This window comes from Brucella cytisi (assembly GCF_038433355.1).
GTDB lineage: Bacteria > Pseudomonadota > Alphaproteobacteria > Rhizobiales > Rhizobiaceae > Brucella > Brucella cytisi.
Genome location: NZ_JBCAUP010000043.1, coordinates 1 through 19,778 on the forward strand (window position 1 = coordinate 1; position 19,778 = coordinate 19,778).

Here is a 19,778-nt window from a genome sequence, read left to right on the forward strand (position 1 = left end):
GCGGCTTTGATCAATTGACGGATGGTTGCCGACTTATGGCTGCCGAGATTGTCCATGACGACAATGTCGCCTGGCTTGAGCACCGGGACCAACTGCTGCTCGACATAGGCGCGGAAACACTGGCCGTTCATCGGTCCGTCGAAGACACAGGGTGCTGTAAGCTGATCGTTTCTCAAAGCGCCCAGGAATGTCAGCGTGCGCCAGTGGCCATGCGGTGCAAATGCCCGCAGTCGCTTGCCTTTTGGACCCCAGCCTCTGATCGGCGACATGTTGGTCTTGATCCAGGTCTCATCAATGAAGACCAGCCGTTCGGGATCAAGGTGATTTTGCAGGGTCTTCCAGCGCTGTCTTTTGCGAGCGACGTCGGCACGAGCTTGCTCAAGGGCGAATAGTGTTTTTTTTGAAGCGCAGCCCTTCACTGCGAATGAATTCCCAGATCGTATTGTGCGAGACGGAAATACCCCGCTCGGTCAACGCCGCCTTCAGGCCATGGAGTGTCAGGTGTGGGTTCTCGGCGAGCCGTTGCACAATGATATCACGATGCGGTTCGAGTATCCGCTTGCGGTGGCCGCCCATCTTGCCGGGATGAACCGATCCGGTCGCACGATGGCGCTGGGACCATTTTACGACTGAAGATGCGGCAATTTCAAACCGCGTCGCCACTGAACGAACGCTTTCGCCACTCAGCACGGCGGCAATAACGCGCTCTCGAAGATCATTCGATATCGGTGCGGTCATCCAACGCTGGCCTCCATCCAGCCAGCATCAGTGAATCAGAACAAAACTGATTTGGGAAGCGCATTCGATTCAGAGAAAAACGGAAACGCTCTAGCCAGATTAGACTGTCAGCATATGGTATTGCGTAAGAAAATAAGCTTGGACCACCCTCCAATATCCATGCGTCACTTTGCAAAGCCTGAAGCAGTTTGACCTCAATTTGTGATTTTGGACGTTGTTCCCAGTTTTTGATGAGCTTAATGTTGTCAAAGGAGATAATTGGCACATCGGGACGAACTGCCGCCAATTTTGCCGCGAGGTAGCTTTTTCCCGCGCCATTTGGGCCCGTTACGATCAATCTCTGCAATGTCACGATCCCAGCCATGAAAAGAACAATTAAATGGCGATTGACGACAAACACATACAGAATACATGAATTCGAAAACGCTGTAATTGTCACTAATTGAATTTATCCATTACGTCAGACAACTTGCGAGGTTGAGTTGCGTGCACTCGACTGTCTGCGTCCACCGAGATTTCTTCGAAGAACAACCTTGCAGACGAGCAGGATCAAATTACGCAGGGTAAAGGATTGGACGTAGCTCAAACCCAGAGCGGCCACTTCACCGACAGGGCTTCCAGCATCTGCCAGCCCTCTTGTCACCCTCAACGATCGTTGAAAGCATGATAAGCGGAACGACCGCTTTGAAACGCGTGAGAATGCTACGCTAATGACTGGAATGGAGGCGCATTACCTACAGACAGCTAAGAGGACTTAACCAGACTGTCAGTTTATGATGTAAGCTCGATCGGTTTCGACAACTTTACCAATTGGCAACAACATGTTGAAACAGCTTTGCCTATTGACAACCCCATTATATCCAATATTCTAGATATATGGAAAACGAAGACGCAATTACGGCGCTGGCCGCCCTCGCCCAATCGACAAGGCTCGATACCTTCCGGCTGTTGGTGAGGCACGAACCCGCGGGAATCCCCGCCGGTGAATTGGCGCGTATGCTGGATGTGCCACAGAATACGATGTCTGCTCATCTCGCGACGCTGTCTCGTTCTGGTCTGGTGAAAGGCGAACGTCAAAGCCGTTCGATCATCTATCGCGCTGATCTCGATCGATTTCGAGAACTGACCCTTTTCATGATCAAGGACTGCTGTGGCGGCAGTGCCGAGCTCTGTGCACCTCTTATAAAAAGCCTGACACCCTGTTGCGAACCAAAGACGGTCGCCCAGTAACACAAGGCCGCTGAATTCGGCCTTACACAAACGGACTGATAAAATGACGGATCGGGTCTACAACGTGCTCTTCTTGTGCACGGGCAATTCCGCACGCTCAATTTTGGGCGAAGCAATTCTGAACAAGGACGACGAAGGGCGTTTTCACGCCTATTCGGCTGGTAGTCGGCCAAAAGGCGACGTTCATCCTCTCGCAATCAAGGAACTGGGCGCTCTCGGCTATTCGACCGAGAACCTGAGCTCAAAAAGCTGGGACGTGTTTTCAGGTGCCGACGCCCCTCAGATGGATTTCATTTTCACTGTCTGCGATAACGCTGCCGGAGAAGCCTGTCCTGTCTGGATCGGCCATCCGATGACAGCCCACTGGGGCATTGAAGACCCCGCCGCTGTCGAAGGAAATAACGCGGAAAAACAGCGTGCCTTTGCACAGGCGGCCCGCTTTATGAAGAACCGGATATCAGCATTCCTGAGCCTTCCTCACGCCACGATAGACCGCATGGCGCTTCAAAATCATCTGAAAGAAATCGGCACCATGGAAGGTAGCACACAGACAAATGTGGAGAACAACTGATGTCCACATTCGAACGTTATCTGACTGTCTGGGTGGCTCTTTGCATTGTCGCTGGCGTAGCTCTTGGCCATCTATTTCCGACAGTATTCCATGCAATCGGGTCTGCTGAAGTCGCCAGGGTCAACATTCCAGTCGCTATTCTCATCTGGCTCATGATCATCCCCATGTTGCTGAAGATCGATTTCAGCGCATTGAGACAGGTCACTGAGCACTGGCGTGGTATCGGCGTCACGCTCTTTATAAACTGGGCCGTCAAACCATTCTCTATGGCACTTCTCGGTTGGCTATTTATCGGCTGGCTGTTTCGCCCTCATCTGCCTGCAGACCAGATCGATTCCTACATTGCCGGGCTGATTATTCTGGCGGCCGCCCCTTGCACGGCAATGGTGTTCGTCTGGTCCAACCTGACCAAGGGCGAGCCGCATTTCACGCTGTCGCAGGTCGCACTGAACGATGCGATCATGGTTGTGGCATTTGCCCCTATCGTCGGGTTACTGCTCGGACTGTCGGCAATTACCGTCCCGTGGGATACGCTCGTTTTGTCGGTTGTCCTCTATATCGTCATTCCGGTGATTATCGCTCAAATCCTGCGCAGAAGCATTCTCGCCAGCGGAGGACAACGAGCCTTCGATGCAATGCTGAAGACACTACAGCCGCTGTCTCTGATTGCGCTTTTGGCGACACTCGTACTGCTATTCGGGTTTCAGGGAGAGCAGATCATCGCACAGCCCATGATCATAGCGATGCTGGCCGTGCCAATCCTCATCCAGGTTTATTTCAATTCTGGCCTCGCCTATCTGTTGAACCGAATTTCAGGCGAGCAACATTGCGTTGCTGGTCCGTCGGCTTTGATTGGCGCATCCAACTTCTTCGAACTGGCAGTAGCAGCCGCAATCAGCCTTTTCGGCTTCTCATCTGGCGCAGCACTTGCAACAGTTGTTGGCGTTCTTGTTGAAGTGCCTGTCATGCTCTCCGTTGTCTGGATCGTGAACCGTTCCAAGGGCTGGTACGAACGCGGTTCCAATCAAAAGCCCGTCACCGAAACAGGAAAACTCTGATGTCAGTTACGATCTATCACAATCCGAAATGCGGCACGTCTCGCAACACATTGGCGATGATCCGTGCCAGCGGCGAAGAGCCTGTTGTCATCGAATATGTGCAAAATCCGTCGCCGCGAGAACGACTGGTCGAATTGCTTCAAGCAATGGCGATGACACCTCGTCAGCTCCTTCGCGAGAAAGGCACACCATATGCCGAACTGGGATTGTCCGATCCCAAATGGACCGATGATGAACTGGTCGACTTCATGATGGCGCATCCTATCCTGATCAATCGTCCAATCGTGGAAACGCCACTCGGCACCAGACTGTGCCGTCCGTCAGAACTGGTTCTCGACATTCTGGAAAACCCGGTGTCGTCATTCACCAAAGAGGACGGAGAAGTCATCACCTATGAAAGAAAGTCCCGCTGACATGGACCTGCCGAACCTCGATCAAAATTCCTTCGCATTGCCCGATCTGGATGCACTACGCGTCGACTTTCCAAAGCATAGACCTCGTATTCTTTTGCTCTATGGCTCACTTCGCGATCGTTCCTATAGTCGGTTTCTGACGCTGGAAGCGCAGCGCCTTCTCGATGCGATGGGGGCTGAAACGCGTATCTTTCATGCCGATGGTCTTCCTTTGCCAGACGACGGTTCAGCAGAGCATCCGAAGGTTCAGGAATTGCGTGAGGCAATGCTTTGGTCAGAAGGGCAAGTCTGGACCAGTCCAGAACGTCATGGAGCCATGAGCGCCGTCATGAAATCGCAGATCGACTGGATTCCATTGCCGGGTGGAGCAATTCGTCCGACGCAGGGCCGAACTCTGGCATTGATGCAGGTTTCAGGCGGATCGCAGAGCTTCAACGCTGTCAATCAGATGCGCATTCTTGGGCGCTGGATGCGAATGATCACCATTCCAAACCAATCATCCGTCGCAAAGGCATGGCAGGAATTTGACGACGCTGGACGGATGAAACCTTCATCGTTCTATGATCGCGTGATCGATGTGATGGAAGAGCTAATGAAGTTTACACTTCTGACGCGTGGCATCTCGGATCACCTCACAGACCGTTATAGCGAGCGCAAGGAAGAAGCGGTCAAACTCGAAAAGCGTGTTTCGTTGAAATCAATATGAGCGCTGAACGGCTTCCCATTGCGGCCATTGCCGGTCTCGGACTGACCCAGAATATCGGTTACGGCACTTTATATTATTCCTTTAGCATTCTCGCGCCGTCCATGGCGCGGGACTTCTCCGTTTCCAACGAATGGATTTTCGGAGCACTGTCAGTCGCCCTGCTGGCAGGAGGATTCCTGGCTCCCTGGCTAGGCAAATGGATTGATCGTTACGGCGCAGGTCGCATGATGACGATAGGTTCGATACTGGCCGCCGTCGCTCTCATACTGTGTTCATTTTCTTCAAATGTGTTAGTGTTTGCAGGCACGCTGACGATCATCGAAACCGCCGCAAACCTCGTCCAGTATGGAGCAGCCTTTGCATTATTGGTGCAATTGGCGCCAAATGTTGCCCAGCGTAGCATCACCTATCTGACACTGATTGCAGGCTTTGCCTCGACAATTTTCTGGCCTATCACAACAACACTTCAGCATTGGCTCACCTGGCAACAGACCTATTTGCTGTTCGCTTGCCTCCATTTGTTTCTCTGCGTGCCGGTACACCTTATGCTCGCGCGTTCTATTGCAAAGAGTGGTCGGAACCGCTCAACGAATGGAACAGTCGCAGCCGCCTGTTCAGGTGATCTGCCTGCCCATAAACGGCGTAAAGGTTTCCTGCTGGTTCTCGTCGCATTCTCGACGCAGACTCTCGTTGCAGCGGCTATTCTGGTCCATATGATGCCGATTTTGGGTGCGCTCGGTCTTGCAGGTTCTGCAGCCTTTATTGGCGCGATGTTCGGACCATCTCAGGTGGCAAGCCGCCTGATCAACATGCTCGGGGGCAAGAACCTTGCGCCGATCAATCTGGCAGTTGTCTCGGCCTCATTGATGGGTCTAGCCCTCATTGTTCTGTTATTCGGAGCTCCGTCCATTATTGCGACGATGATGTTTGCCTGCCTTTTTGGCTTTGGAAACGGCCTCTTCAGTATTGTCTCCGGAACCTTGCCTTTGTCACTGTTCGGCAGTGATGGTTACGGTTCCATGCAGGGCAAAATCATATCAGCCAGATTAATCGTATCCGCCACTGCACCGTTAGCGATGGCTTCCAGTATAACGAACTTTGGTGCGAGCTGGAGCCTCACTATTCTAGCTTTTGCTGCCGCTTTAGGCGTCGCGATGCTCACAGGATTGAAGTTGCTTCGTTGATGTCAGCTTACAGGAAAACGTGGTTGGAACGAAATCACGGCAGTAAAGCGCATTTCGCCCAACCCGGAAGAATCAAGCAGATCGATACAGTAACAATCGAGGCCCAAACCAAGCCGCAGACCGCCCATTTCAAACCATCGAGGGACTTTCTGCTATGTCCACATCGCCTGCTTCTGCCAGTTTGCCGGGCGTGCAATTCGTTCATCGCCGTGACATAGTCACTCTATATTATCGAAATTCGATAACGATACTCGATGGAATGGATGCATTGGGATCATGTGGGCATATGGAACATCAAGATCTGCTGAATGGACTCATTCGCCTTCACGTTCTGCATCATGCGGTCGAAGGCGAGGTCTATGGACAGTGTATGATCGAAGAATTGGCCAATCATGGATACAAGCTGAGTGCCGGGACGCTCTATCCGATGCTGCGTTCGATGGAGAAGAAGGGCTATCTCATTTCCGAGAAGCAGCGTGCGGGCCGTTCCGTCCGGCACATCTATCGAGCAACGCCACTCGGTCGGGAGGCACTGGAGATGGCACGCGGCAAGGTCCGCGAGTTGATCGGCGAGATGCTAGAACATCGCTGAGTCCATTTACCTGCGTTCACTCCATTGACAACGTTTGCATCGTCCGGAGATCGTGATGACCGCACACGATAATTCAGCCCGTGCCGCGCAACCGGCCGCCGGATCGGCTCTTGAAGTCTTTCGAGTGTTTCTCAAACTCGGGCTGACATCCTTCGGTGGGCCAATCGCTCATCTTGGATACTTCCGCGATGAACTGGTGGTGCGCCGCAAGTGGATCGACGAGGAAGGCTATGCCGATCTAGTCGCACTCTGTCAGTTCTTACCCGGGCCAGCTTCGAGCCAGGTTGGATTCTCGCTCGGTGTCCTGCGCGGCAATGGGTTGCTCGGCGGTTTCGCCGCCTGGCTCGCTTTCACGATGCCGTCGGTCGCAATCCTGTTTGCCCTCGCACTCAGCGCAGCGGCATTTACTGGAGCTGCTGCGGAAGGCGTGTTGCACGGCTTGAAGCTGGTCGCAGTCGCCGTGGTCGCGCAGGCGATCTGGGGCACCTCACCCCCGATCGGGAACGCGCCGGAATTGCTTTGGCCGGGATCGCCATAGTAGTTTTCATTGGCGGCTCATTCGGCCAGATCGGTGCGATTGCGCTAGGCGCCATCGCCGGGCTCTGGCTCTGCCGCAACGAACTTTCCAAGCCAACAGGCCATCTCCGCTTTCCGGTTTCGCGTCGCAACGGGGCGGTAGCTCTCTTTCTGTTTGCTGCACTTTTCGTGATCCCGCCGTTGCTGGTCATGACGACCGGCCATCAGGCGGTGGCACTTTTTGACGCTTTTTACCATTCCGGCGCTTTGGTATTCGGAGGAGGACATGTCGTGCTCCCCTTGCTGCAAGCTCAGGTGGTGACACCTGGTTGGGTCACGAACGAACCCTTTCTGGTCGGTTATGGCCTGGCGCAGGCCGTACCAGGACCGCTATTCACCTTTTCCGCCTATCTCGGCGCGGTCATGGGGCCGATGCCCAATGGTCTAGCGGGCGCTTCCATCGCGGTCGTTGCGATCTTCCTGCCGGGTCTTCTACTGGTCTACGGAATGCTCCCCTATTGGGATGCGTTGCGATTGCGACCGATCGCTCAGGCAGCCATGCGTGGCGCGAACGCCGCCGTCGTCGGCATCCTGGGCGCAGCCCTCTACGACCCGGTTTGGACAAGCGCGGTTTTTTCACCACGGGATTTCGCATTAGCGTTGGCCGGGTTTCTCCTACTCACCGTCTGGAAAGTCCAGCCGTGGATCGTCGTCGCGGTCCTGGCCGTCAGTGGGACGTTGGTTCATATAATCTGAAAATTTCCTGTCACGTAATTCTTAAAACACGGAACGCAAACACAGGTACTGATTTCTCTGGGAAAATAGATGGAACGACTGCTTTGAGGAAAGTGTGAAGGCTACGATAATATCTGAAATGAAGGCGCGTTACCGAACAGCGGCTTTCGACCTTAATCTCTGCCGTTCATCGCTGGAGGTGAGGACGCTCAAAGCGGACCTTGCAGGTCGCTATCGTCTTGGATCAAACCCGTCGCAAAGATCAGGGCGTTTTGCAACAAGACTCCATCAAGGGGACATCAAGACGTTAAAGTTCAAGCCTCGCCCGCTCCGTCGCTTGTCATCTACGCTATGCTTGTACTGATTTGTTGCCGAAAATAATTGATCGCCGCCGCGCATTCGTAAGGCGCAACTTGAAACAGAAAATGCGGGGCTGCAATGTCGTGAATACGTAAATCGGGTACGATCTTACTCAAATGCTGCGCCGCTGATTTCGGCACTAACCGATCCGCATTCGCGCGCAAATAGAGAACGGGCTGTAGAACGGTCTGAGGTGAATCCAGATAGTCAACCTTTAGCGCGGCCCGCGCACGAATGCTCAGCACCAGAGGGTCAACGATCGCAAGCGCTTGCTTGAGGTGTCTTCGTAACTCAGGGGTTGCACTGCGCCCCAACAAAAAATGCGTAAGCATGCTTGTCGGAACAAGGCGCGGAGAAATGAGATTGGCCAGGTACGACAGCACCGGCTTTGCCGGCAGATCGAGTCTCGCAAAGGATGCGCCGAGAACCACTCCTTTCAATCCAGCGGGTTCTTCCTGCGCAAGGCGTAGTGCGAGTGGGCCAGAAAAGGATTCACCAATCACGATGTAATCGCCTGTGGGAAGTTGCGTCCGCACTAGTCCCATAAGGTCATCGTAATCGAAGGGCTGGTGAGTTGGATAGCGCACCACCTTCACGCTGAAATGAGATTCCAGTAATTTGGCGAAATCTGACAGTAGAAGTCCCGTCCCGTCGAGCCCGGGAAGAAGGACCGCCGTTAGTATGCCGTTCTCATTCATGGCAGTGTTCATAGTTGTATTCGCGAAACACGCTCCTGAAGGTCGAACGGTTGATCCACCGAAATGCCGCGATCGTGCGGAAATCCGGTTTCAGGTGCCGCAGCAGCCAGATCACCTCGATGTTGCGATGGCATTCCGTCTCCAGCCGCCGGCTCGACCGAACGCGGTTGAGATAGCCATATGTGTACAACTTGAGCAAATCGGCGGGATCGAAGCTCGGCCGACCGGTATCCTTCGGCAGCCTTGAGATCGAGGCCGTTGACAAAGGCCTCAAAGAAGCGGACCGGGTTGTCCAGCCCCACATAATCGTCAACCGCTTCCGGCAGAAGCAGCAGTTGCGAGCGATCCGTTCCTGAAAGGTGAGCCATGGCAAATCTTACCACAGCTGCCTATCCTCTGGAATCATTGAGGGAGTTTTTGAACAGTCTCCGGGATTTTCGCCACAGCATCCTGCTGAGCAAGCTGCGAGCAGATCAGGTCGTCTCTTTTAAGGGCCAAACCTCAACGACGCCATGCGCCACAGCACAGGGCACGTGCGAAACCTTCTCAATGGCGGCGGCCAGATCGGTGGCCTCAATGATGGCGAAGCCCGCAATCGGCAAGGCCGACGACATGAACGGTCCATCGCGAGTTTCCATGCCACAGGCCTCTGGATTGCGGACTTGCACCGGATTGCCAGCAATTCCCATCACTGCGCCTTCGGACCGCAGTTTTTCGTCCTGTGCATGGGCAGCGTCCCTGACGTGGTGGGGCGTACGGTCGTAACCCTCCCGGTCAGCATATCCGATTGTGATGAACCTGGGCATGGTCTCGTTTCCTTCCAGTGAGTTTGATCTGTGCCTTTGGCCACAGTGGCGTCATAGGCAGCCCGCAGACGGTCCGACACGGAGGGTCCGTTATTGGGATTCGGTATACCGAGATGGCGCTCTCGCAGTTTGGCCATAAATGCGTCCTGCAACGCCTGCCCCCCTTCTTCGAGCACTTGAATGCGGACCGCCAATTCCGGTGTTGTAGGGAGGAACTGTCTTCCCCAGGCACCGAGTGCAACCAGCGCCGGGAGCAGAGCTATCGACTTTTCGGTCAGGCTGTCGTCCGCTGCTTGTGGTTCGGATCATCGGAACCCGCTAGCAGGCCCTCTGCAACCAATTTCTTGAGTTTGGCTCCGAGAATGTTAGTCGCGATCCCTTCGAGCGAATTACTGAGGATGTCGCGAAACGACCGCCGATTCCCGAACATGATGTCCCGCAGGATTACCAAGCTCCAGGTATCACCAAGCACCTCTGCGGCCAGGTTGATTGGGCAATTGGACCGCATCTTCATCATCGCAGGGTCGCAAAACAAATTGCACAATGCAACCGGTTTTATCACGACACAGACTGCAGGACTTATGCAGGAAAGCGCAATGACCGCTGTGGAACTTGTGGGAATCCTACGCTATTGATTGAAATGGGCGCGCGTTACTGACCAGCAGCTTTCGACCCTCATTGGAGACATTATTTTATTCAGCTTCCTCGCTGCAGATTAGATGGCAATTGACAGTCGCAGGTTTTTGGAAACTTTCGACAGGATAATAATATCGACCGGATTATGCCTTTCGCCGGGTCAGATAAGTTCACATTATTAGTTGCCCTTCGGTTCAATCGTCACTGTTGCAGTGCGACCCGCAATGAGCCGGACGGCATCGGGAATGTCATCGATCTCGATCCGTACCGGAATCCTCTGGGCCAGACGGACCCATGAGAATGTCGGAGCCACGCTTGCGAGGGAGCCGACAGAGTCGCTTCGCTCCCGATCCTCGATACCGGCGGAGATGCTAGCGACATGTCCGATCACCGGTTCCGGCTCACCCATAATATCGATCCTCACCAGATCGTTGACGTGGATTCTGGGAAGCTTCGTCTCTTCGAAATATCCTGCGATATAGATGGATTCTCTTTCAACCAGCACACCGACCGGACTTCCAGCAGAAACATAGTTTCCCCTGCGCAGAGAGAAATTGGTGATCGCCCCTGATGCCGGTGCCTTCACGGTTGTCCGTTCAAGGTCGAGTCTGGCCAGATCCCGCGCTGCAAGTGCTGATTGATACGCTGCGTTTGCCTGATGCATCTGGCTTTCCGCCTGCTGCCGCTGCTTTAGGCTGACGGCTTCTTTAGAGGCTAGCAGTTGATATCGTTCGAAATCCGTCTTCGCCAGCTCCGCCGCGGCCTTCATGCTCTGCGTCTGAGCTTCCGCTTCGCGGAGTACAAGCTTGAATCGGTCTGTTTCTATACGGAACAGCGGCGTCCCTTTCTCCACCCGAGCGTTGTCCGACACCAGAACCTCAGTGACGGGGCCGGAGACATCTGGCGCGAAACGCACGATATCAGCACGGATGTGAGCGTCGCGCGTCCATGGCGCTTCCATGTAGAAGGACCATAGGTGCCAGCTCAGTACCGCTGCGCAGCCGACCATAGAAAGTGTCAAAAAGACCCGTGCGGAAATGATGGTGACATTCTTCATCTTTGAAACCAGTTGAAAGCGACTGAAAACCCAGCCAGGAGGGTGACGTAGATCGCTAGATTGAACAGAGGGCGATGCCATACCAGTCGGTAAAATCCGTCCTTGTCGAGAACCGACGCGAGAACGCGGAACACGCCGTACGCGAAAAGGGCCAGCGCCGCGAACAACGGCAGGAAGACGCCGTAAAGATCGAATTGTCCGGTCACACAGCAATCCTCCCTGAAGGTGGTGTTGTTAAAACCGGCGGATCAGCGTCTGGGGCGAGGCAAAGGCGAAGAGCGACCGCGCTCACCAGAAGCTGCCCTTCCGCAGTTGATGTGATCGTGCCCGGAGCGGAAAGAATAAGATCATCCAAAATCCTCAGGGCATTTTCCAAAGGTCCGCGGCGGCCACCGGACTTCAGTTCGTACACGTCTTCGAGTGCTTCGAAGACTGCTTCCGCTTTGCAGCGAATAGAGCTGGACGCTTCATCGACAAACTTCTGCATAGCCATCATATGAAGTCCCGTCCGCAGATCCCGCGTAAGGTCGGCATTTGCAGCATCGGAACTCAGTGGAAGTTTTGCAGCTCTGGAAGCAAAGAGGCCGGCAACATCGATGACGCGATGGTGCGTGACATGTTTCTGTACAACGGAAAAAAGCCTTCTGGCGTTTGTCTCCGCCCTAACGGAGCGGAAGAGCCTGCAGACCACAATCGTCCAGATCATCGCAAGAATGGTCGCGATTCCTGTGTTCACGAATAAGACGAAGTCGCTGCTCTGGTGTGATTGGAGCATGAGAAGAAGAGGAAAGTTTATACACAGTCCCATCCCGACGATGGCCAGGGAAGGCTCAGCGAGGCATATCCCAGCCGGAATCAGAAACAGTCCGAGAGCTGCGGCGAGCGGCAGAAATCCGTCGATCATCGGAAGGACCGCGAAGCCATAGACGAACGCTGCGACGAACGCGCCGATTGTCACGCCAACAAACTTGCGCATTGCAGGAACCGGATCGTCCATCGTCGCGAGGAGGCAACAAAGGACGCCTGATATCTGTGTCAATGTCATTCCGTCAGACCAACCGCTCGCGATCCAGAAAAGGGTCGATGACGACAGGCAAATCGCGACTGCTACCGCTGATAACAAAGCCATGCCGACGTCACGATGCTGGGTTGGCGTCTGGTCGACAGCAGCGAAGCGGCGAGCCGCTCTCGCTGTGTTCTCATCTTCTATGGCTTCGCGAAGGGTACCGCAGTCGTCGGAGATCCGAAGAATATCCCGCAGGTTCCGAGCGGCGTTGGCAAGAAGGTGCTTTTCCCAAGAGTGGGGCGCATCAAAACGGTCGAGCGCATCGATCTCTGTCTTGAAACTCCTTGTGGGATTCTTTGATCGAGAGCCGATCGCCGAACCGACAGCGGCAATCAACGACAAAGCATCTGCCGAGCCGGGCGTGTTGAGCTTGACCAGTGATCGTCGTAAATCCTCGATTTCTGCCAAGAGTGGAAGGAGAGACACCATGCGGTGCTGCAGTGATCGCACTGACGATATCGCACGTCGATATCTGGAGCCATCATATTGAAGATGGGTTGTAAATGACCGCAAGTCTGCTACGTCCGCAGCCAGGCCTAGTCGTGCCACTCTGCTCTGGGTTTCACCACATTCTCCGACCGCCATTGTTGTGAGGAGCGACCACGCCCTGGCCATCCATCCGTCGATCCGATTGACGAGAACGGTACCCACATGAGCTGGAAAGACGACATGGCTGACGATCGACGCGCATATAATTGCGAGACCGATCTCCTCAATGCGAGACATGACCGTGTCGAACGTGTTCGCCGGAGCTGTGACCAACGGCAGTCCTGCAAGAAGCACCGTATATCCGGCCAGCAACAGGACGTAGCTTCGGGGCGTGCGGTCCAGAAGACTGAAGAAAGTGCATGCCGATACCCATGCAATGATCGCCGCTGAAAGCAGTATCGGCTCGTTCACCAAGTTCGGAACCATGACGATCGTTGCACCGCCGCCGATGAGGGTTCCGAGCAATCGATAGACCGACTTCGATGAGATCGCGCCCGAAAGCGGATGAGCGACGATGTAGACGGTTGCCACCGCCCAGAACGGTCGAGGAAGGTCGAAGCTGATCGCGATGAAATAGGCAAGCATTGCTGCCAGGAATGTCTTCACTGAAAAGACGACCGTATCGGTGGTGACAATCGACCGAACGCTCACACCTTATCTCCTGGCTGTGAACTGCTCCGGGTAACGCCTCGCTCGTCAATGGTGCCGGTGAGGCCGTAGATCGCAGGTGAGACATAGCAAAAAGGCGCAGCCGCAACGCAGGCATGCACATAAGCTTCCGCAGGATCCACACATGACATGGCCGGCGTATTTGTCGCCGGAGAAATCATTAGGGCACGGAACCTGGAGAGGACGAAGCTTGCTCTCTTCAGCAAAGGGAGGAGGTGTTGTTGAAATGCCATTGAGGTCTCCGAACGTCATGTCCATTCGAAAATTTATCGACAAATCAGGCTGAGGAATTTAGTTATTCTCCCATATGATAACGAAATCCTGCCAACTTCCGGTGACCCTCTCCTGGGCTCGAGACGATAATGATCTTGACAAGTCCGCGGCGCGGGCGAGTGCTGTAAGGATCGATGTGTCGCAGAATGAACGCGAAGCACCCGAGCATCGCCATCGCAAGGGCCAGCTCGTTCTGGCTTCGCGGGGAGGAGTGACCTGTCGTGTTCCGAGCGGGATTTGGATGGTACCTCCTCATTGTGGCGTCTGGGTTCCAGGGGGTATGCTGCACAGCAATGTGGCGACCGCCAATGCTCGCTTGTTCTTCCTGTTCATTGAACCAGGCGCTGCCAATCTTCCAGACCGATGCTGCACGCTTTCCCTGTCTCCGCTTGTCAGGGAGCTTATCATAGAGATGGCTGACCAGTCCGCAGTCGCGATGGCCGATGCTGAACTCATCACCACACTGCTTCTATCGGCTCTGCCGCGTATGCCAGTAGAGGATCTGCATCTGCCATTGACGGATGAACCTCGACTTGGACGCATCGCGTGGGCACTGGTCGACGATCCTTCCGACCGTAGCACGATAGCGCAATGGGCGGAGCGAGTGGCGATGAGCGAGAATTCGCTCGCTCGTCTCGTTCAACAGGAGACCGGCCTGACTTTCGGTCGTTGGCGACAGCAGTTGCAGTTGATCATCGCACTCCGAAGTCTTGCAGCTGGGGCAACGGTGCAGCAGGTTTCTGGCGACCTTGGATATGAATCAGTGTCAGCGTTCATCACTATGTTCAAGAAAGCGCTCGGCACATCGCCAGCCAAATATCTCAAGAATTGGGACCGTTAATCATCGGGGATTACCGTTACAGATGCGAAAGTCGGGTTTGAATAACCCTTGGCGCTAACCTCCCTTTATCGCCCAATTCCTAGCTGTATCGTCAAGATTTCAGACACTAAAAAATCTTCGACATTTCTGTCGCATACGCTGGGAGGGAGAGTCCGCCTTGCCCGGCAGCCATTTGCAGTACCGGAAGATCTCTCTCACACTTTGCCGGTCAGAAAGCTGCCTTTCCGTTTCCCACCCCTTCAAACGTTTACTGAAGTGTCGGCAGACCCGTCCGCTTTTGGGTGGCTGAAAATCATTCCAATGACCGGAATTGCGCATATAAGCAGATGTCTGATCCGTGGAAATTGACCCACTCGTGCCCCTTTCCCTATTGGCCGAACAAAACGCCCCTCGGTGCCAGTTGGCGATTGCGACCATCATCGCTTCTTAGGTTGTCGTGCGCGCATATCGAGCCGGGGGCATTCCCGCATGTCGCGCAAACGCGACACTGAAGGTGCTTGCCGACCCGTAGCCCACGCGTTCTGCCACCTGTTCGACTCCGAGATTCCTGTTCCGCAACAATTGTTTTGCGAGCGCCATGCGCCAAGCCAGCAGATACCCCATCGGGGACTGGCCGACGATGTGGTTGAAACGCGCAAAGAATGCAGAACGAGACAGTGCGGCTTCTTTTGCAAGATCGCTGACAGTCCAGGAATGTGCGGGACGAGCATGCATCGCATGAAGTGCAGCTGCCAGGCGTTCGTCAGCCAATCCGCGACTCAGGCCAGGCGCGGCTGTAGTTCCCGTTCCGGATCGCAGCGCCTCGATCAACAACACCTCTAGAAGCCGCTCCAGCACGATCTCGCGTGCCGCGCATTGCTCACGCGTTTCCTCATCGACTAGCTGCATCAGCGTGGCAAGTCGGGGCCGATCGCGAACGAGAACCACATCCGGCAACAGCGAGACAAGTAGGGCTGAATCCGGCGCGCCGAAGCTGCAATGGCCGATCCGCATGCGCAGATCGGCGGGACCGTCACGGCGTCCCACCCGGAAATGCCCTTCGTCAACCTGAGTTGGCAACATGGCGGACAGATTGGTCGGCGCATCGATACTCTCGTTAATCAGGTCCTGCATCGCCGGCACAAGGACGAAGTCACCGGCCTGAAGCACAAATGACCGATGGCCGCCGAACGTCACGCGGCAACTCCCCTCCAGGATCGCGCAATAGAAAGGTTCTCCTGTCGCCTCACGACGAATTCGCCACGAACCCACGCATTCCACCAGCTTCGAGAAGCGGGCGGCAGGCTGTAGCAAAGTGACGATTTCGGCTAGAGGATCAACGGCCATTATCAGGACTCACGCTAAAGCAATTCAGACTATGTCTCATATTAAGTCCTTTATCTGTTCGCTACCATAGCATCGTGACCTTATAGGGAGATGTTTATGCCTACGATATTGATCACTGGTTGCTCGTCCGGCTTTGGTCTGGAAACCGCAAAACTGTTCCTCGAAAGGGGCTGGGAAGTAATCGGGACGATGCGAACACCAAACAAAGATTTGCTACCGTCCTGCGAGCGCCTGCGCATACTTGCGCTGGACATCACCGATTCGACACGCGTCGCGCAGGCAGTGGAATCGGCAGGCCGCATCGACGTTCTTGTCAACAATGCCGGCCTCGGCGCGCCTGCTCCAGTTGAACTGACAGCACCAGAAACCGTTCAGGCACTGTTTCAGACAAATACCATCGGAACCTTGGCGATGGTTCAGGCTGTCGTGCCACAAATGCGCCGTCGCCGGGCGGGAGTCGTCATTAACGTCACCTCCACGGTAACGGTCAAGACATTGCCGGTCGTCGGGGTCTACCGCGCAAGCAAAGCCGCCGTAAACGCCTTCACCGAGTCACTAGCACTAGAAATGGAGCCATTTGGTGTGCGCGTCCGTATCGTTTTGCCAGGCCGCTCTCCAGAAACGAGCTTTGGCGCCAATGCCCGACCACATCTGCGTGGCATGGACGACCCGGACTATGCGCCGCTTCTCCAGCAATTCATAAAGAGCGTGCAGGAAGACACAGGTCCCGTGACTTATGCATCTGACGTAGCAGAGGCGATTTGGCGAGCTGCCACCGACCCATCTGCCCCGCTGCGTATCCCCGGTGGGGCGGACGCAGAGCTTTGGATGGTTGAAGCAGGTTTGTAGCAGGACGTGCAGTAGCCAAAGCAGTGGACTAGTCTTCGCTCTAACCAATGGATCAAGGAGGACGCTATCGTCTGGCGAAAGGCTTGTTCCCCTTGCTTGGGCTAGTTTAGGGATGACGCTTTGTCGGTTACCATATCCACAATCGGTGCAAAGCTGCAGAGTTCTCTCGCAATCATCGATACGGCCCGGTTCCTCAACCATCTCGATCGTAGCGCCGACCAAATCAAAAAGTCTGTTTTCGATAATCGTCAAGGCCGCGTGAATGACGGGATACGGGCGCATAGCTGCTCCCAAGACTGGACGATGCCGCTCGATTATGCACGAACGGCATCGTCCGGTACGACGCAGCGGATTTTTAGATCTCCGTGTGCTCGGCGAGGTCCAGAGCATCTTCGATATTACACCCAGATACCTGACTGTGTTCTCGATCTTGGTGTGACCGAGCAGGATCTGGATCGCACGAAGATTTCCGGTGGTCTTATAGATCACCGCAGCCTTCGTGCGTCGAAGAGAGTGCGCACCGTAATCTTCACAACGCAACCCAATCGCGGTGACCCACTCATCGACCAGCCCGGCATATTGGCGGGTACTGAGATGATCAGTTTGATCGACCCGGCTCGGAAATGAAATCATCTATAGTGCCGGCTCTTCGCTGAAACCAGGCGAGCAAGCTTGCTCTGACTTCCGCCATAATCTACTGTACAGGGCGTCCAGTTTTCTGCTGAATAACCATTGCTCGTGTTCGGATATCCTGGCCCGTGACCAGAGTTCCGATCTTGATCTTGACGAGATCGCAGCCACTTAGCTTGCTGTCGATCGCGAGATCAAACAACGCTCGGTCTCGCATCCGCCCCTCTCTATCAAGGAAGAAACGAACTGCCTAAATCTGCCGCTGTTTGAGCAGCTTCTTTACGTAAGCCTTCCTGCCAGCGTTCCATACGGAGCGCCCAGTGCAGCAGGATCATATTGTGCGATACCCATTTGAGTTCTCCTTCGGCCACCATTGGCTGGTGGAAGAACGCGCAAATTCAAGCTTCGTGGCGTGGGGCCGGGAACTGTCGGTCAGCTTTTCGCTTTCATATAAGGAACCGGACGTTCATCTCGTTCGGTTAATGCCGCCAGGCGAATGTAGGTAATCCGATGCTTGAGCCAGTCCTGCTTGAATATATGAGCCGCATAGCTGATAATTTCAGCATGCCAGAACCCACTTTATCAACAAAGCCCAATTAAGCACAAAAGCATGGCCTTATCGATTTCTGGCAAACTGAATGTATGGCCATTCTTGAATTAAAGAGCGCTAATCCATATCCGGGATATCGCCATACTGGAACAAAATTGCGGGAGGGCCATATTCTCCAATATCAGGATCTGCTTCGCGGCTCCAGGCTACAACTCCAATGTGCTTTCCTTGCAATTCCGCCGCTGCGCGTAAAGCACGACCCTCGGTTTCAAAAGCCATTGGGTCGAATGCAGAAACTAATTCACCGGCGCCATTACGATCGAATGCCGCGACAACAATGAGCCGCGCTTTGGTCATTTAGGTGTCATTCCCTTGTCCTTGGTCATAAATGAACTTGTGAGCTTAACGCTACCGGCTGTTACGCCCACCCTTTTTGAGGTCGACGGCATAATGCTCTTTCCCTCAAGACGTTGTTTTCGCAAGCGGAGAGTCTTGGCATCCCGCTCACTTACCTCAGCGTCCAAGATAGAACGTACAGCTTTGTCTGTGCGTGAGGCGATTGACTCTCTACCTGATGGAATTCGCTTGAAAAGGGTATCTTTCGTAAAATAAATCAGGGAATTTTGCGTCAAGTCAGAAGTTCCTTATGAGGAGAATAAAAAAAGGCCAAGCATTGCTTGGCCCAAAGCTAGTTCTTTCATTCGTGCCAGTACATCCGTGGTCACAAGAAAGAAGAAGCCTCATTTACGCTGCCTGCAAATTACAAACAGTCATTTTCCCAGACTTACGATCCTGTTCCAGGTCATAAGTCAGTTTCTGGCCCTCATTGAGCGTATGCAAGCCTGCGCGCTCAACTGCAGAAATATGAACAAATGCGTCCAAGCCGCCATTGTCAGGCTGAATAAAGCCAAAGCCTTTTGCTGCATTAAACCATTTAACTGTGCCGGTGTTCATGTGAACCCCTTTCATAGCAATATTGATAGCTGCGTTTGAAAAACGCAGAGATGAAACGATTTTTTAAAGGGAGTTTTCGTTCAGGGCACGGTGCTAATCGCGCAAGGATCAAAGCTCAGCAAGAAAATCTCGATGGTTTTATTTTAGTGGTTTAGATAAAATTTGTCAAACTATTAATATATTACGGTTCATTAAATTGATGAAAAATACTTAAATCGCTTAATATTTTCGTTGTTTTTACAGTGAAATAATGATTTCAAATTTATTATTTAAGAGGCCCGGCTTGGGCGCTCTCAAACGATAATTGTTAAGCCGTCCCATAGGCGGAAGACATTTCCGTCTGTGGACCTGGGTCCGTTTGAATGTCGCCCATTACTCCAGCCATAAAATTCTTCAGGATTATCGCTGACTCATTGTAATTAGGTCCTGGTAGGGGCTTCATCCTGGACGTGAGATAGCCGGCCTTAATAATCATCTGCTTCAGAATGCGATGGTTTGAGTGAAAATCGCCATTATAGAGTTTGGAAGACATGGCGTCCTCCTTTCAAATTGCGGGCAAGGGCAATTGAACCCATGTCAGCAGAGCCCGTATTCAATCAATTCACTGACAATTTAGGGTGGACTGTTTGTGATTTGATAGCAAGCGAACAATTAAGGTCACTTAGGGGCAAGATACTTGATCTGAAACATTCCGAATGATTTCATCTTCGGAAATTTAACTCTGCATAAAAAAAAGAACCCCGCAGCGAGAACCGCGCGGGGCTAGAAGTCATATGTCATCGGCAGGCAAAATTTTATTCAGGAAAACGTGAAAATCAAGTAGCTTTTCAA

The 19,778-nt window shown here is 53.7% G+C and carries 19 protein-coding genes and 5 pseudogenes; 10 read left to right on the forward strand and 14 right to left on the reverse strand.

Going from position 1 to position 19,778, the window contains the following annotated elements:
• Both AAE521_RS25510 and AAE521_RS25515 read right to left on the reverse strand, forming a co-directional pair.
• A pseudogene (locus AAE521_RS25510) lies at positions 1-738 on the reverse strand (IS630 family transposase); the annotation flags it as partial.
• Positions 716-1,177: a P-loop NTPase family protein gene (locus AAE521_RS25515; protein WP_342062892.1), complete on the reverse strand. Its 462-nt coding sequence runs from the start codon at positions 1,175-1,177 to the stop codon at positions 716-718. The gene AAE521_RS25515 and the pseudogene AAE521_RS25510, both read right to left, overlap by 23 nt.
• 437 nt (positions 1,178-1,614) lie before the next feature.
• On the opposite strand from AAE521_RS25515, the gene AAE521_RS25520 reads away from it, so the two are divergent.
• The 8 genes and pseudogenes from AAE521_RS25520 to chrA all read left to right on the forward strand — a co-directional run bounded on the left by AAE521_RS25520 (position 1,615) and on the right by chrA (position 7,764).
• Positions 1,615-1,968: an ArsR/SmtB family transcription factor gene (locus AAE521_RS25520; RefSeq protein ID WP_342062893.1), complete on the forward strand. Its 354-nt coding sequence runs from the start codon at positions 1,615-1,617 to the stop codon at positions 1,966-1,968.
• Between the two features lie 43 nt (positions 1,969-2,011).
• Positions 2,012-2,539: an arsenate reductase ArsC gene (locus tag AAE521_RS25525; protein WP_342062894.1), complete on the forward strand. Its 528-nt coding sequence runs from the start codon at positions 2,012-2,014 to the stop codon at positions 2,537-2,539.
• Complete coding sequence (gene arsB / locus AAE521_RS25530) at positions 2,539-3,597, forward strand: ACR3 family arsenite efflux transporter (protein WP_342062895.1); 1,059 nt, start codon at positions 2,539-2,541, stop codon at positions 3,595-3,597. The genes AAE521_RS25525 and arsB overlap by 1 nt, the downstream gene beginning before the upstream one ends.
• Positions 3,597-4,010, forward strand: a complete 414-nt coding sequence (arsC, locus tag AAE521_RS25535) for an arsenate reductase (glutaredoxin) (protein ID WP_342062896.1) — start codon at positions 3,597-3,599, stop codon at positions 4,008-4,010. The genes arsB and arsC overlap by 1 nt, the downstream gene beginning before the upstream one ends.
• Positions 3,991-4,716, forward strand: coding sequence for an arsenical resistance protein ArsH (arsH, locus tag AAE521_RS25540; protein ID WP_342062897.1), 726 nt, complete (start codon positions 3,991-3,993; stop codon positions 4,714-4,716). Before arsC ends, arsH begins: the two co-directional genes overlap by 20 nt.
• Positions 4,713-5,900: an arsenite efflux MFS transporter ArsK gene (gene arsK, locus AAE521_RS25545; RefSeq protein ID WP_342062898.1), complete on the forward strand. Its 1,188-nt coding sequence runs from the start codon at positions 4,713-4,715 to the stop codon at positions 5,898-5,900. Before arsH ends, arsK begins: the two co-directional genes overlap by 4 nt.
• 286 nt (positions 5,901-6,186) lie before the next feature.
• Complete coding sequence (locus tag AAE521_RS25550; protein WP_029928406.1) at positions 6,187-6,492, forward strand: helix-turn-helix transcriptional regulator; 306 nt, start codon at positions 6,187-6,189, stop codon at positions 6,490-6,492.
• Positions 6,493-6,547: 55 nt separating this feature from the next.
• Positions 6,548-7,764, forward strand: a pseudogene (gene chrA / locus AAE521_RS25555) (chromate efflux transporter).
• A gap of 323 nt (positions 7,765-8,087) precedes the next feature.
• Here the strand turns inward: chrA and AAE521_RS25560 are convergent.
• The 7 genes and pseudogenes from AAE521_RS25560 to AAE521_RS25590 all read right to left on the reverse strand — a co-directional run bounded on the left by AAE521_RS25560 (position 8,088) and on the right by AAE521_RS25590 (position 13,506).
• Entirely contained in the window at positions 8,088-8,801 is a 714-nt protein-coding gene (locus AAE521_RS25560; protein WP_342062899.1) for an alpha/beta fold hydrolase, read from the reverse strand.
• 13 nt (positions 8,802-8,814) lie between these two features.
• Positions 8,815-9,169, reverse strand: a pseudogene (locus AAE521_RS25565) (transposase); the annotation flags it as partial.
• Positions 9,170-9,274: 105 nt separating this feature from the next.
• Positions 9,275-9,607 (reverse strand): YciI family protein, encoded by a 333-nt coding sequence (locus AAE521_RS25570; protein WP_151616527.1) that lies wholly within the window; start codon positions 9,605-9,607, stop codon positions 9,275-9,277.
• 23 nt (positions 9,608-9,630) lie between these two features.
• Positions 9,631-10,121 (reverse strand): annotated as a pseudogene (locus AAE521_RS25575) (winged helix-turn-helix transcriptional regulator); the annotation flags it as partial.
• Between the two features lie 300 nt (positions 10,122-10,421).
• Positions 10,422-11,300 carry an efflux RND transporter periplasmic adaptor subunit gene (locus AAE521_RS25580; RefSeq protein WP_342062900.1) on the reverse strand — a complete coding sequence of 293 codons (879 nt, stop codon included), beginning with the start codon at positions 11,298-11,300 and terminating at the stop codon, positions 10,422-10,424.
• On the reverse strand, positions 11,297-11,506 hold the full coding sequence (locus tag AAE521_RS25585) for a DUF1656 domain-containing protein (protein WP_036589334.1): 210 nt from the start codon (positions 11,504-11,506) through the stop codon (positions 11,297-11,299). Before AAE521_RS25585 ends, AAE521_RS25580 begins: the two co-directional genes overlap by 4 nt.
• Entirely contained in the window at positions 11,503-13,506 is a 2,004-nt protein-coding gene (locus tag AAE521_RS25590; RefSeq protein ID WP_342062901.1) for an FUSC family protein, read from the reverse strand. The genes AAE521_RS25585 and AAE521_RS25590 overlap by 4 nt, the downstream gene beginning before the upstream one ends.
• Before the next feature lie 325 nt (positions 13,507-13,831).
• Between AAE521_RS25590 and AAE521_RS25595 the strand changes: the two genes are divergently transcribed.
• Positions 13,832-14,638 (forward strand): AraC family transcriptional regulator, encoded by an 807-nt coding sequence (locus tag AAE521_RS25595; protein ID WP_071630246.1) that lies wholly within the window; start codon positions 13,832-13,834, stop codon positions 14,636-14,638.
• A gap of 426 nt (positions 14,639-15,064) precedes the next feature.
• On the opposite strand, the gene AAE521_RS25600 is transcribed toward AAE521_RS25595, so the two are convergent.
• Positions 15,065-15,964 (reverse strand): AraC family transcriptional regulator, encoded by a 900-nt coding sequence (locus AAE521_RS25600; protein ID WP_043061642.1) that lies wholly within the window; start codon positions 15,962-15,964, stop codon positions 15,065-15,067.
• A gap of 96 nt (positions 15,965-16,060) precedes the next feature.
• Here AAE521_RS25600 and AAE521_RS25605 point away from each other — a divergent pair, with 96 nt between their 5' ends.
• On the forward strand, positions 16,061-16,813 hold the full coding sequence (locus AAE521_RS25605; protein WP_071630245.1) for an SDR family oxidoreductase: 753 nt from the start codon (positions 16,061-16,063) through the stop codon (positions 16,811-16,813).
• A 355-nt stretch (positions 16,814-17,168) separates the two neighbouring features.
• Here AAE521_RS25605 and AAE521_RS25610 read toward each other — a convergent pair.
• The 4 genes and pseudogenes from AAE521_RS25610 to AAE521_RS25625 form a co-directional block, all read right to left on the reverse strand.
• A pseudogene (locus AAE521_RS25610) lies at positions 17,169-17,794 on the reverse strand (tyrosine-type recombinase/integrase).
• Between the two features lie 316 nt (positions 17,795-18,110).
• Positions 18,111-18,350, reverse strand: coding sequence for a hypothetical protein (locus AAE521_RS25615; RefSeq protein WP_036589319.1), 240 nt, complete (start codon positions 18,348-18,350; stop codon positions 18,111-18,113).
• Positions 18,351-18,737: 387 nt separating this feature from the next.
• The gene (locus tag AAE521_RS25620; protein ID WP_029928430.1) at positions 18,738-18,947 is read right to left on the reverse strand and encodes a cold-shock protein; all 210 of its coding nucleotides are present in this window, start codon (positions 18,945-18,947) and stop codon (positions 18,738-18,740) included.
• A 307-nt stretch (positions 18,948-19,254) separates the two neighbouring features.
• On the reverse strand, positions 19,255-19,479 hold the full coding sequence (locus tag AAE521_RS25625; RefSeq protein ID WP_342062902.1) for a hypothetical protein: 225 nt from the start codon (positions 19,477-19,479) through the stop codon (positions 19,255-19,257).
• Positions 19,480-19,778: the final 299 nt, after the last annotated feature.